This is a genomic window from Streptomyces sp. NBC_01669 (genome assembly GCF_026339735.1).
Classification (GTDB): Bacteria; Actinomycetota; Actinomycetes; order Streptomycetales; family Streptomycetaceae; genus Streptomyces; species Streptomyces yanii.
Genome location: NZ_JAPEQG010000003.1, coordinates 1 through 14,954 on the forward strand (window position 1 = coordinate 1; position 14,954 = coordinate 14,954).

The window sequence follows — 14,954 nt, forward strand, 5'->3', positions numbered from 1 at the left end:
AACCGCGCAGGTGCGTGTTGGACAGACCGATCGCCGACGGGTAGACAAGCAGGCGAAGCTCCTGGTGAGCATGGGGGATCGTGGCCGTGACCCCGTCTATCAGGAGCTCTGCTGTTGAGCGTGACCAGGACCAATAAATAGTGGGCAGGTTGGCAGAAGCAAAAGCTCGCTGTACCGATCATTTTGAGGAAGGAGCTTCGATGAGGGTCTCGCGTACTGCGATGCTCACCTTCGCTGTGCTCACTGTCGTCGGCCTCGCCGTTGGAATGGTCGGCTCTTGAGCGCCCGCCGGCGGATTATCGCCGTCTGGGCGGGGCTGTGTCTGGCCGGCATCGCCGCCACCTCCGCCCTCAACGCCGGGACGTACACGGACAAGCCGGAATCTCCGCCCGAGGAGCCGGTACCGACGGACACGTACGTCGTCGACTGCAAGGCCCGTGCCGACGACATCGAACAAGCCCGCGCCGAGGCAGAGCGCGAGCGGCAGGAAGAGCCCTTGAAGGGCAGAGCCACCGCGAAGGCTGTCTGGGTACCAGAGGAGTGCGCGGACGAACTCGAAGACCGTGGCCTGAAGACACGCTGAGGATGGCACTTCCCACGACCGTGCGTCTTGGCGCCTCCCGCGCAATGCAGCACCAACCAGATCACAGACCTGATCAAAGCTTCCCTCACGCTGCACCTCGCCAGGTTCACTCCAGGCGCGGCCGATTTTTCCAGTCTGAGCAGGTGTCGCTTCCCTTTGTTGTCGGACTCCGAGAGTCGGCCATGACGTCCCCGGCCGAACCGCCCCGGGACCGTGACGCTCACCGAGATCATCGTCCGCAGGATCAGATCGGGCGCCCCCATCGACTGGGGCCCGACGGGAACAACCACCGGCCGATGAGTGAGGTCTGCAATGCGGGGAACTACCGGGACGGGTCGGTGTTGGTGCCGTCGCGCTCGACGCCGACCGGGGCGGGCACGGAAGCAAGCCGGAGCCCGCCCGCTGGGACGCCAGACGAACTCGTTGCCCGCCTTCTGGGAGGGCTCAAGGTGCGGCGGACAGTTCAAGCGTCTCTCAGTGCCGCCGGAAGGTCAGATGTGCGCGCCGATGTACTTCGGAACCGACCCGTACTTGTTGTCTCCGGGTTGGCTGTCGCTGGAGAAGAAGTAGAGCAGGACGATGTCGCCGACCAGCGGGATCAGTCCAATCAGGAGCCACAAGCCGGAGCGCCCGTCATCATGCAGGCGGCGGACGCCCACGGCGAGCGAGGGGAGGAGCATCGCTAGCGCGTAGAGCACTTGAAGCGGAGTGAAGTCGATTGCGCGTCCGGCCACGAACAGCACGATGCTGATCGCCAGGTTGAACAGATTGAACACCCAGTATTCGGTCCGACGCGCGCGCCCGCTGAACACCGCGTACTTCTTGAGCACGTCTATGTACCAGTGCATGTGATGCCCCCCACGGCCATCGTTGGATGCCGTCCTGAAGGGATCAAGCAGGCAGTACGTATGGTCCTGTCCTGTCCCGTGCAGGTCAAGACACATCTCGGTGACCGCGGCCGTGGGACGGCGCAGGGGTGATTCGGCCTACTTGTTGGCCGCCGTACTGCCGCCGTCCTGGACGCCTGAGCGTGAGCAAGGGCGCCCCGCCGCAATGGCGAGGCGCCCCAACTACGTCCGAAGCGTCTATGCCGCCTCGACCGCGAGCGCGTACCGCCCGCGCTCCGCACGGGGAACCGTCAGCAGCCGATGCGGCTGCGGGTCCGCGGCGAAGGCCAGTGGGGATGAGATGCGGCGGCGTGTCAGCCTCCGTCGGTGCTGTTTGTCCAGCCGTGCCCGTTCGGGCACTTGAAGGTGTGGTTGGACAGCTCCGGGAACTCTCACGGAGTAGCCAGCGTCTTTAATGATCATGAGGGAACGCGTTGAAGCACTGAGTGGTACCGGGGTGGCCCTGGCCGGTGGATTCGTCGGGCTGCTGGGATGGGCCGCGGATGCCGAACTCCGGGCGCGTGCCGGATTCGAGGCAGGACCGGACTGGAGTGTGCTGTACGCGGAGCTTCCGCTGACCGTTCTCGTCGGAGTGCTAGCCGCGTTGTCAGCGTGGTTGCTGCCTCGGCGATGGATGATCAGGTCGTCCGTTGCCAGTTACGCAGGCCGCGTCGTGCTTGTTGCCATAGTGCTGGCCGGATTCTGGCTGGCCGTCCAGGGCTGGTACACAGGACTGCCCGAGTCAATGCCGGACCACAAGCCCTAGCTAGTGCCGCATCAGGCAACGTTGGCCCTTTCGTGCCGCCATGGCTAGGGTCTCTCACCGGTCAGGTGAGAGTCTCCTGCGCCCAGCGGGCAATGCCACCGAGCCTGGCTGCCGCTACGTCGATATCGCCGGTTCGGACAGGCTGCTCGACTTCGTAGTCGTAGCCTTCGAGGCCGCACTCCTCCTCAACCATCCGTCCGATGCGGTACGCCTCCGCCATGATCGGCAACGCTTCGCTTCCCGGGTAGCGGTAAGGAATCTCGATATTGGCCGAGTCCCCGTCGTAGTCCAGCTGCAGATGACCAGCAGGCCCGTCACGCCACAGAGTCAGGCTGTAGGGGAACTCCTCGGTGGTGACTGGACCGACCTCCCGCAATATCCGCTGCATGAGCCTGTCCCAATCGGCACGTTGCTCACCAGTCAAGTTCATGGGCTTGAGCTCGGCATCCGGATCGTAGGCGGAGTTGATCTCCTCCAGGGTCTCGTCGAAGGCGCGGCCCGGAAGAACCCGCAAGAACATGATGTCGTAGGTCACCGTCTGCAGCCTACGTGTCCCCGCTCGCTACTTTCGGGGTCGTGGCGGGGTGGGTAAGTCGAGCACGACAGGGCGAACGTTGCCGGATGTGGGCCCCGCGCCGTGGGGCGAGGCCCACCCGCGTCCGGCAGTCGTCAGCTGCCGCCGCACTGCTCCTGCACGGCGAACGGAAGGCTTCCGTAGCCTGAGACGTCGTACGAGCCGAGGGAGCCGTCGGCGGCTGCCGTGAGAACCGCCATCGTGGGGATGGTGAAGAGCCGTTCCAGCTGGCCGTTGCTCTTCTGGCCGACCGAGCGGACCTCGTAGAAGATCGCGCCCTTGGTCGGCGTGTGCAGCACAGGCTGTTCGCCGGCGGGGGCCGTGCCACCCATGAGCATGCGGCTGAAGACGGCGTTGGTGATGTCGATGAGCGGGTAGTGGGCGACATTGGCCAGGCCGTAGTGGTCCAGCGCGTCGACGCTGGCCATGGCCATCTGCCGGTTGGTGAGCCACTGTTCGGCTGTCATCCGGGACGGGGCGATGGAACGGGCTCCGATCTGGAACTGGTTGAGGTCGTTCGTTCCCGCGACCACCGGGGCCTGTCCCATGTGGTGCAGGTCGAGGCTCAATTGCGGGGCGGTCCGGCGCCACAGCTTCCAGTAGGCGACCGACTCCGGCTGGACGAAGTTCTCCCAGTCACGGTTGAGGTCGGTACGGGTCGGGGTGGTGCTCTGGCGGATGTTGGCCTCAGCGCCGTCCGGGTTGTACATGGGGAGGACGACGACGGTGAGTTTCTCGCGGATGAGGCGGGCGGCCGGGTCGCCGCTCGCCAGGTGCCCGAGGATCTGGAGGACGGCCTCGGTGCTGTGCAGTTCGTTGCCGTGGATACGGGCCTGCAGCCAGAAGACGGTCGGCCCAGTGCCGACGGTGGCGTACAGCAGCTTGCGTCCCTCGCCCGACAGACCGGCCGTTCCGACATTGACGAGTCCGTGCGAGGTCCGGGCGATACGGTCGAGCTGCCGGACCACGTCGTCGTATCCCGCGACGCTGGCCAGGCTGACGTTCTGGTCCGGCTGGATGCAGGGCCCGCCCGGCAGATGCGCCGGGTCCGCCGAGGCGGTCGAGACGCCGGCCAGTCCGGCAGCCAGCGCGCCGGCGGCCCCGAGCAGTGTGCGTCGTCCGATCATGGGTGCCTCCCTCACAGGTCGTCGCGCGGATTGCCGATGGACGGGCCGGCCGGCGGAATGTCGTAGTAGCGGGCCGGGTCGACGTTCTGGATGTCACCGGTGGCGAGGCTCTCGAGCGTGGTGCCCATCCCGATGAGCGACTGGCGGATCAGCATGCCCATGGACTTCTGGGCCACCGAGCGCGTCTCGTAGAGCATGATTCCGGCGCCGTTGAGTGCGTAGGATCCGAGCGCGGTGCCCGGCAGTTCGACGTCGGGGTAGCGGGTGATGCCTCCGAAGCCCGACTGGCCCAGGGCGCGCAGGGTGTCCCAGACGAGCACATTGACCCGATAGCCCAGGTCGCGGGCGGCCGGGTCGAGCGGATATCCGGCAGTGCCCTTGGTGACGATGCCGACCAGTTGGAGCGTGGTGAGCTGGTTGTCCGTGTCGGACTGCGTGTTGCTGCCGCGGTGGTGGTGGTCGATGAAGACCTTCGGCCGCATCCGCTGGAAGACCGCTGCGGAGGTGCGCGCCTCGGGCGTTACGAAGAAGCCCGGCAGCTCGGAGCGTCCGGGCAACAGGCCTTCGCCGCCAGGCTTCAGCCGGAACGTCAGATCCGGGTGGAAGTCGCGGTTGATGTCGTAGCCGGAGACCCGGCCGGGCTCCAGCAGCGTACGCGGCAGATACCACGGCGCCGGTGTGCCCGCCGCGAGTCCCCATTCCTGCGGTGTCCAGCGCTGGGTGTTCTGCCGCCGCTGTACGAGGAAGCCGTCGGCGTCCCGGAAGTCGGCACCGTCCATGTTGAGCCGCGGGATGAACCAGACCGCGAGCCGGTCGAGGACCGCCTTGACGGTCGGATGCGAGCTGGTGGCGAGCGTCTGCATCAGATGCAGCGCGACCTCGGTGCCGAGAGGTTCACCGCCGTGGATCTGGGTCTGGATCAGTACGGGGAGCTTGCCGGCGGCGGGCTCGCCGAACCGTATGAGATGGATGGGCCAACCGCCGGCCGAGTGACCGGCCACCTCCACGGCCATCCTGCCCTTCGAACGGGCCGCGATGCTCTGGAGTTTGGGGCCGAGTTCGGAGTTCGCCGTCAACGCGGCCTTCTGGACTGTTTGTTCCGGCTGGATCCACGGCCCGTTGGGCCGCGACTGCGGTTCCGCGTAGGCCGACGGCTGGAGAACCGTCCCCACCCCGAGGCCTGCCATCCCGGCCAGGATCGTGCGTCGACGCATGTGCTCTCGCTTTCCGGTCGATGGGAGGGATCCCCCCCGGTCCCCTCCGACAAGAACGATTGCAGCGATCACGGTCTGTCGGCCCAGTCTGATCCCCGGCAGCGCGCATGACAAGACATCAGCATCCTCTGTCTTCACTGCTGTACCGGGGCAGGACCAGGCATCGGCCCGGCCGGTCATCGAGGCGCTGGGGCGCCAATCGGGGCGGGACGGCCCGGGGTGGTCGCTCGGCCGTCGGGCTCGTTGCCGTCGGTGGCGGCGGCCGCTGGCGCCGCGTCGGCCGATGCCGACGCGACGCCGCATTCACGACGAGCTCCGCCGCCAGGTCCGGGAGCCGGAGGCCGCACCGTCCTTGCCCGCCTCGCGAAGGGGTTCCGCACGATCAGTCTGGTGTGGGCCGACGGCGGATACGCCGACTCCGTGATGACCTTGTCGAGGGAGACGTGGTGCCGGTCGTCGCCGCGCAGCGTCATGCGGCCGTGGTCAGCTCCTTGACCGCCGCCATGCCGTTGCGTTCGATGCACGGGATCTGCACCAGGCCGCCGACCGGGTCGCAGGTCAGTCCCAGGTTGTGCTCCATGCCGATCTTGGCGGCGTTCTCCACCTGTTCAGGCGAGCCGCCCAGGACCTCGGCCAGGCCGCCCGCGGCCATCGAGCAGGCCGACCCGATCTCGCCCTGACAGCCCACCTCGACCCCGGAGATCGAGGCGTTCTCCTTGAACAGCAGGCCGATGGCCCCGGCCGCGAGCAGGAAGCGGACGACGCCGTCCTCGTCCGCCCCCGGCACCGACGCCTTCCACGACGTCTACCGGAACGCCATGGCGCACAGCGCCGTATTCGTCGCCACCGAATCCGAAGCCCGCCAACGGTGGACCGTGAAGGCGGACACGCTCACCGCGGGCTCCGGCCACGCTGTCGCCGACGCCGTCAGCGATGCAATCCGGGCTGTGATCGCCCGCCTGATCCAAAGCCACGAGGTCGACCTGGACGCCTACACGGGACCGATCTACTTCATGCTGCACGGCGTGCGGAGCGAAGAACGAGCCCGTGACCTTGCCGCTGCACTCCACGCCGTCCTCCGTCGTCCCGTCGCTGTTGTGCTTGATCTGCGACAGGCGCTCACCCCATGCGCTGTACTGGTAGGACTTGGTCAGCTCACTGCCGACCTTCTCGTCCAGTACCTCACTCGACATTCCGAGGTAGTCGTAGTCCGTGGTCTTGCCATCGGTACCGGTTCTTCTTCTCGTTGTCCGCGTCATCGGAAGTGGAGCGGACCAGCCTGACGCCGTCGGGGCCCGCCCCCTGAAGGAAGCAGGCCCCGACGCCATCACCCACTACGGGTCGACCCTTGCGCTCAAGGCACCCTCAGTATTTTGAGCCCCTTTAGCCGACGGAGACTACGGGTTCAGGCCCCGGAAAGTTCGGAGGGAGCCCATGCGGTACGGCCGTCCCAGAGCACAGCCAGGCGAGATAGCTCGAGAGGCTGCCCTCGTAGTGGAACCAGTCGTCATTCCGCCCAGCCACAACGACTGTCCATTCGTTGGGCTGCCCTTCTGTACGCCAGTGGAACTCGTCCCCGTCTACCGAGCTGCCCCACATCAGCAACCCTCCCGATTCCGGGAACACAGGGTAGCCACCGAGCATTCCCTTCTGCGCCATACCCTCGGCACCGGCGAGATCCTCTCTCGCCCCCTCGACGAATCCCGATTCGCCTCCTGGGGCCGGCGACGTCACAAAGAGGAACTTCCCGATCTTCAGCCGAGGGTACGACTCCACTAAAGCGATGTAGTCGTCTGGCAGCCCAGTCCCCAACCCGTCGAAGACCATCTGCCAGTTGATGCGCCGTGGAACCTCGAGACGCTGCGCCATCAGCCCCGGTAGCGCGGCTTCTAGTGTCCCGCGCCACAAATGTCGACTCTAAATTAGTGTCGTGATTTCTTGGCCGTCGGGTTGATCTTTTCGAGGTAGTCGGCGAGTGAGTTGAGGATTTCGTCGGCGCTTTTGGTCCAGGTGAAGGGGCGCGGGTTTTCGTTCCAGGTCTGGATCCAGGCGCGGATGTCGTGCTCCAGTGCCTGGATGGAGGTGTGGACGCTGCGGCGGATGAGTTTGTCTGTCAGCAGGCCGAACCAGCGCTCTACCTGGTTCATCCATGAGGAGCCGGTCGGGGTGAAGTGGACGTGGAAGCGGGGGTGCCGGGCCAGCCACTTGCGGATCTCGTCGGTCTTGTGGGTGGCGTAGTTGTCACAGACCAGGTGCACGTCGAGCTCCGCGGGCACGGCTTTGTCTATCGTGATCAGGAACTTCTTGAACTCGGTGGCTCGGTGGCGCCGGTGCAGGGCGCTGATGACGGTTCCGTCGGTGATGTTGAACGCGGCGAACAGGCTGGTAATGCCATGCCGCAGGTAGTCGTGGGTGCGGCGCTCGGGCATGCCCGGCATCATCGGCAGGACGGGCTGGGACCGGTCCAGTGCCTGCACCTGCGACTTTTCATCCACGCAGAGCACCACGGCCCGCTCGGGCGGGTTGTGGTACAGCCCGACGACATCGACGACCTTCTCCACGAACTGCGGGTCGGTGGACAGCTTGAAGGAGTCCTGCAGATGCGGCTTGAGGTCGAACTTCTTCCAGATCCGCCCGATGGTGGACTTCGACAGACCGCTGTGCTCGGCCATCGACGCACGCGACCAGTGGGTGTCGTTCTTCGGTGTGGATTCCAGGGTCGCCACCACGATGTCCTCGACCCGGTCGAGCAGGACCGACGGCGGCCGGCCCGGACGCGGCTCATCAGCCAGCCCGTCGAGCCGGTCCTCGACGAACCGGGCACGCCAGCGGTTCACTGTCGCCTGGGCGATACCGAGTTCGGCCGCCACCTGCTTGTTCGTCCCGCCCTCCGCGCAGCGCAGCACGATCTTCGCCCGCAGCGCGAGGAACTGGGCCGTCTTCGCCCGCCGGGCCCACCGGGTCAACTCCGCCCGCTCGGCCGAGGTGAGCACGAGTCCGGCCTTGGGCCGCCCGGCCCGCGGCTCGTCCGTAAGACCGGCCAGCCGCCGGACCGCGAACCGGCCACGCCACTTCGCCACCGTCGCCGACGTCACCTCGAACTCCGCCGCCACGGCCGCATTTGACGCACCCTCCGCGCAGACCAGAATGATCCGCGCCCGCTCCGCCAGCTTGGACGACACCGCCCCGGCAGCCCACCGAGACAACTCGGCGCGCTCCTCACCGGACAGAACAATCTCCACAGCACGCGGACCAGAAGGCGACATGTAAACACTCTACATACTTAGAGTCGGCATTTGTGGCGCATGACACTAGGGATTCGATACTCAACAGCCACCTCCATTTACGTTCTTGTTTTCTATCCGCACACAGCACCTCGCCGGCGCAGATCCGTGGTGGAGCGTACGGTCAGCGTGGGATCAGCGAGCCCTCTTCCGTGACCATCAGGCGTGCCTGGTGGCCGGCCGGCGAGCAGTTGCGGCCGTTGGGATAGGTGGGCTGCGGGGTGGTGCTGATCTGTCGGTTGAGCACGGTGGCGCCGCGCTGGTTCTTGAGTACCAGCGTGACGTGTATCGGCTTTCCTGGCAGGTCACTTATGATCGCGAAGCTAGGCCGGATGGAGGGCTCGGGGGTTTGGGGGGTCCTGGCTGCCGGGCTTTCTGCGGCGGTAGCGGATTCAGTGGTCATCACGGGGTTCCCTGGGGTTGCCGGTTCGTCCGGCGAGGTCCTACGCAGCTGCAGCGTGCGCTTGTGGCAGGTGCCGTCCCAGCACACGGTGAGGGCTGCGTCGGCCACCCTGTTCGCCAGTTCCGGGTGAACCTCGACCCGGATCCCGGCGGGCGCGTCTATCAGGGTGCAGAGATGGGTGTCTCCCGCGAAAACCCCGCACCCGGTCAGCAGCGTCAGAGCCGCCAGAGGTACTGCTAATCCGACATTGTGTCGCACGCTGGCTCCTCGGCAACCGTCTGCATGTTGATCAATGGCCACTCATGCTCGCACGGCAACTGCACCGTGCCGCTCGGCTCGGACGGTCGCGTGCCATCCCCAGCCTGTTGCTGAGCCAGGGCCGCGTGAGCGGGGCCCTTTGGCGTGGCCGGAGCAAAGTGGAAGCCCCAGGTGCGGTTCGCGGTCCAGCGTCGCCGACAGCACCTCCCGCTCGTCCAGCTTCGGGTTCGCCAGTGCCCACAGGATGGGCATCCCGGTCGGGGTGCACACCAGGAACAGGCGCAGGCCCCAGAAGAATCGGGAGTGCGAGGCGCAGTACCCGTATCCGGCCCAGCCGGCCATGTCCGACCGCTTCACCGTCGGACGCGAGCGGCCGCACTCCACCGGCGTGGAGTCGATGATCCAGTGGTTGTCGAACCAGAAGTCCGTATCGACGGCCAGTAGCCGTATTGCCTTCTTGACCAGCGGCAACGCTGCCCGCAGCCGCTTGTTCCAGCCTGGCTGCTAGGGCACGTACGGGAACATCGCTCCCAGCCGGGAGTCCACGAACCGCAGCCAGCGCGACTCCGAGGTGAAGCCCGGCAGAGCCTGCGCCACGGCAAGGGTGACCAGCTCGGAATCCGTCAGCTGCGGCGGTCGGCCAAGCCATCGGGTACCTCCGATCTCGTCGTCGATCTTCACGTACAGTGCGGTCAGCAGGGCGTCCAGGTTGTTCGTCACACAACGATCTTGGACGCCCTGTCTGCGTTCCCGGACACACCGTCAGCATTCGGAATGATTCGTCTAGAGGTTGTAGCCGCCCGACACCTCGATGCTCTGAGCGGTGACCCAGCGGCTCTCGTCGGAGACCAGTGTGGCGATCATCGCGCCGATGTCGTCGGGTTCGCCGACCCGGCCGAGCGCGGTCTTCGCAGCGAGGGCCGGGACGACCTCGGGGAACCGGGTGAAGGCGTCGTCGGCGATCCGAGTGCGGGTCGACCCCGGCGAGACGGCGTTGACGCGGATGCCACGCGTGCTGAATTCCTTGGCCATGTACCGGGTCAGCACGTCCAGTCCGCCCTTCATCGAGGCGTAGGCAGAGTAGCCAGGCTCCAGGCCGGTCGCCGCCGTCGCCGAGTTGCTGCTCGTATTGACGATGGCCCCGCCGTCCGCCATCAGGGGCAGCAACTTCTGCGTCAGGAAGTACGGGCCCTTGAGCAGTACCCGCATGAGCCTGTCGAACGTCTCCTCGGTCGTGTCCTCGATCAACGACGTCTGCGCGAAACCGGCGTTGTTGACCAGGTAGTCGAAGGTGCCGCGCTGCCAGGTGTCGCGCAGCACGTGAGCCACCGTGTCGCGGAAGGGCGCGAAGGTGCCCGCTTCGCTGACGTCCAGCGGGAGTGCGACGGCCGTGCCGCCCTCCTTCTCGATGGTGGCGGCCGTCTCCAGCCCTCCTTGTGGGTTGGTGCCGTATGTGAGGATGACTCCGTTTCCGCTTTTGGCGATCTCGATCGCGGCGCTTCGTCCGATGCCGGAGCTGGCGCCCGTGACGATGGCGACCTTCATGGTGTTCCTCCTGGTGTGCGGTCGTGCGTGTGTTGTGTGAGTGCGCCGGTGGCGCTATGCGGCGGAGTCCGGCAGCAGGAGCCGGGCGACCCAGGCGGTGCGGGTCTGGCGGGCTGCGGCCGAGATGCGCGCCTGCGGGTACAGCGCGTCGAACCCGTGGAAGCCGCCCGCCCAGACGTGGAGTTCGGCCTGGCCGCCGGCCGCCCAGATGCGGGTGGCGTAGTCGGTGTCCTCGTCGCGGAAGACTTCGGCGGAGCCGGTGTCGATGTAGGTGGTCGGCAGGCCGGAGAGGTCGTCGGCCAGCGCGGGCGAGACGTACTCGGGTACCTCGTGGTCGGTGAGGTCGCCGAGGACACAGCGCCATCCGAACTCGTTCATCTCGCGGGTCCAGACGCCGGCCCCGCCGGAGTACTGGTGGCTGGAGGTGGTGGTGTTGCGGTGGTCGAGCATGGGGCAGATCAGCATCTGTGCGGCGATCGCCGGGGTGCAGAGGTCGCGGGCCAGCAGGGTGACACCGGCCGCGAGGCCGCCTCCCGCGCTGGCGCCCGCGACGACGATCCGGGCGGGGTCGATGCCCAGTTCGGCGGAGTGTTCGGCGACCCAGAGCAGTCCCTGGTAGCAGTCGTCGACCAGGGTGGTGCCGGTGGCCTCGGGTGCGAGCCGGTAGTCGACGGAGACCACGACCGCGCCGAACTCGTCGAGCCACTCCAGGGGGATGTCGATCTGCGAGAAGCGGTCACCCATGACCATCCCGCCGCCGTGCATCCAGTAGACGCAGGGTGCGGCGGTGGTGCGATCGGTGTTCGCGGGGCTGAAGACCGACAGGGGGATCGGGGCACCGTCCTTGGCGGGCACGGTGACTTCGCGCCGGTCGACCTGCCGGTGGGCGAGGAGGGGCTCGACGGGCGTCGAGGGGAGCTGGCGCAGTTGCGCGAGTACTTCCGGGCTGAGCTGGGACATGAGGGGCATGTCGGCGAGCAGCTCACGCAGTTCGGGGTCCAAGGTGGGTCGTGCCGTGGTCATGGTCGCGGCCTTTCGTGGGGTGGTGGCGGACGGTCGGGCGAGGAGAGGGCCGGCTCGGCAGGCGCCGAGACGGCAGGGGCCGGGGTATGGGGCGATCGGTGAGTCAGAAGGCGGCCTTGCCGCGGACCGGGACGTAGTCGGTGTACTCGGACTCCTTGGCCAGCAGTCCGTCGATCTGCGCGACGATGGCCTGGGCGGCCTCACCGGCGAAGATCCGGTGGTGGTCCTCCTCGCTGGTCCAGCCCTCGGTGACGTGGACGATGTCGGGGTCGGACGCGGAACGGGAGACGAGGTAGACGACGCAGTGTTCGCCCGCGCCGGGGCTGCCCTCGTTCAGGCCGGTCAGTAGCAGGTCGACCAGTCGGTCGCCCATTCCGGGCTTGGCGGTCAGGGTGGCGTTGAAGCCGTAGTTGGCGATCATGGATGCCCTCTTTTCGGTGATGGAGTGAGGTGATTCCATTCAACCGGCATGACCTGCGGAAACGTTAGAACGATGCTCGCTCGTACTTGCACGATCCTCGCGTACGCGAGAGTTGTAGCGCGGAGTGGTGCTGCAATGGATACATGTACCTCGAAGAGCTCCGCGCCCTGCTGGCCCGGCATGCCCGGCCTGACTGGACCACCGCCATCGACGGCGTCCTCATCTCGAAGGTCGACCGGCCGGATCCGCCGGCGCCCTCCATGTCCGGCATGGTGCTCGCGGTCATCGCCCAGGGGGCCAAGCGCCTCGCGCTGGGCGACCGGGTCTACGAGTACGGCCCCGGGCAGTACCTGGTTGCATCCGTCGACCTGCCTGTCACGGGGCAGTTCGCCCGGGCCGACCCCGAGCAGCCGGCCCTCGGTTTCGGTCTCACGCTGGAACCGTCCGCCGTTGCCGAACTGCTGTTGCAGACCGGTCCCGGAGACATCCCCCGCGCCGGCGGAGGCGTTCCGTCGGGGATCGCCGTCAGCGACGCTCCGGCCGCGCTGCTCGACGCGGTGGTGCGGCTGCTGCGCCTGCTCGACGAGCCCCGCGACCGCGCCGTATTGGCCCCGCTGGTCAAACGCGAGATCCTGTGGCGCGTGATCACCGGCGAGCAAGGTATGACGGTTCGTCAGCTCGGCCTGGCCGACAGCAACCTCAGCCACGTCTCCCGGGCAGTGCGCTGGATCCGCGAGCACTACGTCGAGCCCTTCCGGGTCGACGAGGTGGCACGCATGTCCGGCATGAGCGTCTCCGCCTTCTACCGCAACTTCCAGGCGGTGACCGCGATGAGCCCCATCCAGTTCCAGAAGCAGATCCGGCTCCAGGAGGCCCGGCTGCTGCTCGCCACGCACCCGGGCGACGTCACCGGGGTCGGCCACCGCGTCGGCTATGACAACCCGTCACAGTTCAGCCGGGAGTATCGCCGCCAGTTCGGCGCGCCGCCCAGCCGGGACGCCGCCCGCCTGCGTCAGGCCGTGCGCACCCCGGCAGGTGTCCTTCCTTGAGCAGGCCGCGCCACGCAGGAGGATCGTGCAAGGGCGAGCGAGAATCAGTCTACGGTTTCCGCAGGTCACAGCGGTTCAATGGGATCACCGGTTCTCCTACGGAGCAGGAAAATGCCTGCCCGTCCCTGGATCCCACCACACCGCAAGGGTCACAGCATGAGTGAAACAGCGCTCTTCGCCCGCGAGTTCCTGCGCAGCCCGCTCCGGACGGCCTCCCTGATCCCGAGTTCGGCCCGCCTGGTCGAGCGGCTCATCGCCGCCGTGCCGGAGCGGGGCGAGCCCGTGGTGGTGGAACTCGGTCCGGGCACCGGGCCGGCCACCGAGGCGATCCAACGCAAACTGGCAGGCCGCGGCCGTCACATCGCGGTCGAACTGAACGAGCGGCTCGCCACGCATCTGGTTCAGCGATTCCCTCGCGCCGAGATAGTCACCGCCTCCGCCTGGGACCTCCCCAGCGTCCTCGCTGACCGGGGCGTGCGCACAGCGGACGTGGTGGTGAGCAGCCTGCCCTGGTCGGCGTTCACCGGCCCGCACGGCGGCACCCTCGTACCGAAGATCGCCTCGCTTCTGTCCGAGAGCGGCGTGTACACGCAATTCACCTACACCTTCGCCCACTGGGCGCCTCCGAGCCGTCACCGGCTCGCGCAGTTGCGGCAGGCGTTCGAAGAAGTGGTCGCCAGCAGGACGGTGTATCGCAACCTGCCTCCCGCCTTGGTGTATTCCGCCCGCAGACCGCGCGGTCCGGCCGGTCAATCCCTTTCGCCGGCCGTGCGTGCCGCAAATCGAACCGCGTCCTGACTGGGTGGCGCGCCGAAGAGGCGTCGGTATTCTCGGCTGAACTGGGACGGGCTGTCGTATCCAACACGGTATCCGATGTGTGCGATGTCTTTTGGATGTGTTGCCAGGAGAAGCCGGGCCTCATGGAGTCTGATCTTCTTCTGGAACTGGATGGGGCTCATTCCGGTGACGGCCTGGAAATTCCGGTAGAAGGCGGAAGTGCTCATCCCGATCAGCTCCGCCACGTCGTCCACCCGGAACGGATGTCGGTAGTTTTCCCTGATCCAGTGCACCGCCCTGGCGATATGGGACAGTTTGCTGTCGGCGAGACCGATCTGGCGAACCGTCGAGCCCTGCTCGCCGGTGATCAGTCGCCACAGGATCTCCCTTTTGACGAGGGGGGCGAGCATGTCCCTGTCGCGCGGCTGGTCGAGCAGGCGCAGCAATCGCACGGCGGCATCGAGGAGCTCCTCGGACGCGTCACTGACGGCGATAGCGGAGGGTGCGGTGCCGTTCGGCCGAAAACAGCCGTGAGCGGCCTGCAGCATCATCTCGGCGACGTCCGAGGATTGCAGGAGCAGGCCGAGCCCCAGCGCCGGCTGCTCCGGGGTGGCCCCGACGAAATGACCAGTGACGGGTAGGTCGACGGACGCGACCAGGTACTGCCCGGGGCCGTACTCGAACACCCTGTCGCCCAGGGCGAGACGTTTGGCGCCTTGGGCGATCAGGGCCATGACCGTCCCCGTCATGGACGCATGGGGTGCTTGCGACTCCTCGCGGCCGATCAGCACATGCTCGATGGCGGTCGTTGCGTCACCTCGAGCGTGACGCACCAACAGGGTCCGGAGTTCGTCCAGCAGCATGCACCGATTGATACACCGCGGGCGAGGAGAGGTCCAGCAGTGCTTTCCGGGCCATAAGAGGTCGCGGAGAGGATTGTGCAAGGCTTCGCCACTTTCAGGCAAAGCAACTCCCCAGGTGGGCTGGTTGAATGTCAGAAATCCCTGAAGCTGTAGCTTTTCGGGGGTTCTCCGAATTGAGGA

The 14,954-nt window shown here is 66.9% G+C and carries 16 protein-coding genes and 2 pseudogenes; 5 read left to right on the top strand and 13 right to left on the bottom strand.

The window, feature by feature from the left end; all coding sequences use genetic code 11:
• The first annotated feature begins 277 nt into the window (after positions 1 to 277).
• Positions 278 to 583 carry a hypothetical protein gene (locus tag OG972_RS46835; RefSeq protein ID WP_266993090.1) on the top strand — a complete coding sequence of 102 codons (306 nt, stop codon included), beginning with the start codon at positions 278 to 280 and terminating at the stop codon, positions 581 to 583.
• A gap of 491 nt (positions 584 to 1,074) precedes the next feature.
• Here the strand turns inward: OG972_RS46835 and OG972_RS46840 are convergent, their stop codons facing one another.
• Positions 1,075 to 1,431, bottom strand: coding sequence for a DUF805 domain-containing protein (locus tag OG972_RS46840; protein ID WP_266993092.1), 357 nt, complete (start codon positions 1,429 to 1,431; stop codon positions 1,075 to 1,077).
• 460 nt (positions 1,432 to 1,891) lie between these two features.
• On the opposite strand from OG972_RS46840, the gene OG972_RS46845 reads away from it, so the two are divergent.
• A complete protein-coding gene (locus OG972_RS46845) occupies positions 1,892 to 2,236 on the top strand; it encodes a hypothetical protein (RefSeq protein WP_266993094.1) in 345 nt (114 codons plus the stop codon).
• A 61-nt stretch (positions 2,237 to 2,297) separates the two neighbouring features.
• Here OG972_RS46845 and OG972_RS46850 read toward each other — a convergent pair whose 3' ends face one another.
• From OG972_RS46850 to OG972_RS46865, 4 genes and pseudogenes are all read right to left on the bottom strand, one after another.
• The gene (locus OG972_RS46850) at positions 2,298 to 2,771 is read right to left on the bottom strand and encodes a hypothetical protein (protein WP_266993096.1); all 474 of its coding nucleotides are present in this window, start codon (positions 2,769 to 2,771) and stop codon (positions 2,298 to 2,300) included.
• Positions 2,772 to 2,905: 134 nt separating this feature from the next.
• Entirely contained in the window at positions 2,906 to 3,937 is a 1,032-nt protein-coding gene (locus tag OG972_RS46855) for a M14 family zinc carboxypeptidase (protein WP_266992168.1), read from the bottom strand.
• A gap of 11 nt (positions 3,938 to 3,948) precedes the next feature.
• Positions 3,949 to 5,151, bottom strand: a complete 1,203-nt coding sequence (locus OG972_RS46860) for a M14 family zinc carboxypeptidase (RefSeq protein ID WP_266992166.1) — start codon at positions 5,149 to 5,151, stop codon at positions 3,949 to 3,951.
• A 422-nt stretch (positions 5,152 to 5,573) separates the two neighbouring features.
• Positions 5,574 to 5,938, bottom strand: a pseudogene (locus OG972_RS46865) (L-serine ammonia-lyase, iron-sulfur-dependent, subunit alpha); the annotation flags it as partial.
• A gap of 31 nt (positions 5,939 to 5,969) precedes the next feature.
• Here OG972_RS46865 and OG972_RS46870 point away from each other — a divergent pair.
• Complete coding sequence (locus OG972_RS46870; RefSeq protein WP_266993098.1) at positions 5,970 to 6,434, top strand: hypothetical protein; 465 nt, start codon at positions 5,970 to 5,972, stop codon at positions 6,432 to 6,434.
• Positions 6,435 to 6,534: 100 nt separating this feature from the next.
• On the opposite strand, the gene OG972_RS46875 is transcribed toward OG972_RS46870, so the two are convergent.
• The 7 genes and pseudogenes from OG972_RS46875 to OG972_RS46905 all read right to left on the bottom strand — a co-directional run bounded on the left by OG972_RS46875 (position 6,535) and on the right by OG972_RS46905 (position 12,085).
• On the bottom strand, positions 6,535 to 6,978 hold the full coding sequence (locus tag OG972_RS46875; RefSeq protein WP_266993100.1) for a hypothetical protein: 444 nt from the start codon (positions 6,976 to 6,978) through the stop codon (positions 6,535 to 6,537).
• A gap of 95 nt (positions 6,979 to 7,073) precedes the next feature.
• On the bottom strand, positions 7,074 to 8,417 hold the full coding sequence (locus OG972_RS46880; RefSeq protein ID WP_266993102.1) for an IS630 family transposase: 1,344 nt from the start codon (positions 8,415 to 8,417) through the stop codon (positions 7,074 to 7,076).
• A gap of 142 nt (positions 8,418 to 8,559) precedes the next feature.
• On the bottom strand, positions 8,560 to 9,096 hold the full coding sequence (locus tag OG972_RS46885; protein WP_266993104.1) for a hypothetical protein: 537 nt from the start codon (positions 9,094 to 9,096) through the stop codon (positions 8,560 to 8,562).
• 195 nt (positions 9,097 to 9,291) lie between these two features.
• Positions 9,292 to 9,816, bottom strand: a pseudogene (locus tag OG972_RS46890) (IS982 family transposase); the annotation flags it as partial.
• 63 nt (positions 9,817 to 9,879) lie between these two features.
• A complete protein-coding gene (locus OG972_RS46895; protein ID WP_266993106.1) occupies positions 9,880 to 10,641 on the bottom strand; it encodes an SDR family NAD(P)-dependent oxidoreductase in 762 nt (253 codons plus the stop codon).
• Positions 10,642 to 10,695: 54 nt separating this feature from the next.
• A complete protein-coding gene (locus OG972_RS46900) occupies positions 10,696 to 11,664 on the bottom strand; it encodes an alpha/beta hydrolase (protein ID WP_266993108.1) in 969 nt (322 codons plus the stop codon).
• Between the two features lie 103 nt (positions 11,665 to 11,767).
• Positions 11,768 to 12,085 carry a putative quinol monooxygenase gene (locus tag OG972_RS46905; RefSeq protein ID WP_266993110.1) on the bottom strand — a complete coding sequence of 106 codons (318 nt, stop codon included), beginning with the start codon at positions 12,083 to 12,085 and terminating at the stop codon, positions 11,768 to 11,770.
• A 143-nt stretch (positions 12,086 to 12,228) separates the two neighbouring features.
• On the opposite strand from OG972_RS46905, the gene OG972_RS46910 reads away from it, so the two are divergent.
• A complete protein-coding gene (locus OG972_RS46910; RefSeq protein WP_266993112.1) occupies positions 12,229 to 13,134 on the top strand; it encodes an AraC family transcriptional regulator in 906 nt (301 codons plus the stop codon).
• 156 nt (positions 13,135 to 13,290) lie between these two features.
• The gene (locus tag OG972_RS46915) at positions 13,291 to 13,932 is read left to right on the top strand and encodes a class I SAM-dependent methyltransferase (RefSeq protein ID WP_266993114.1); all 642 of its coding nucleotides are present in this window, start codon (positions 13,291 to 13,293) and stop codon (positions 13,930 to 13,932) included.
• On the opposite strand, the gene OG972_RS46920 is transcribed toward OG972_RS46915, so the two are convergent.
• Positions 13,884 to 14,774, bottom strand: coding sequence for an AraC family transcriptional regulator (locus OG972_RS46920; RefSeq protein ID WP_266993115.1), 891 nt, complete (start codon positions 14,772 to 14,774; stop codon positions 13,884 to 13,886). The genes OG972_RS46915 and OG972_RS46920 overlap by 49 nt on opposite strands.
• Positions 14,775 to 14,954: the final 180 nt, after the last annotated feature.